The following is a 255-nucleotide window of genomic DNA, read 5'->3' on the forward strand; positions in this document are numbered from 1 at the left end:
CGACGCAGCTGGCAATACCGGCTCGGCCAACACCGCATCGAGCTACGCCGTGGATACCGCGGCGCCGGTGGTGACCATCAGCCTCGACACCCTCGCCGGCGATGACGTGATCAATGCCGCCGAAGCGACAGCAGATGTCAGCATCACCGGCCGCTCCGGTGGCGATGCGGCGGCAGGGGATACGGTCACCGTCTCGGTCGGTGGTCAGAACTACTCAGCAACCGTCGGTCAGAACGGCGCGTTCAGCGTCACGGT

Annotated in this window: 1 protein-coding gene; it reads left to right on the forward strand. The window is 66.3% G+C overall.

Annotated elements, in window-relative coordinates; all coding sequences use genetic code 11:
- Positions 1-255, forward strand: a 255-nt coding sequence (locus KSP9073_RS17430) for an Ig-like domain-containing protein (protein WP_114403768.1), incomplete at both ends; no start/stop codon positions are given.

The sequence above is a fragment of the Kushneria phyllosphaerae genome, from assembly GCF_900312995.1.
GTDB classification, from domain to species: Bacteria; Pseudomonadota; Gammaproteobacteria; order Pseudomonadales; family Halomonadaceae; genus Kushneria; species Kushneria phyllosphaerae.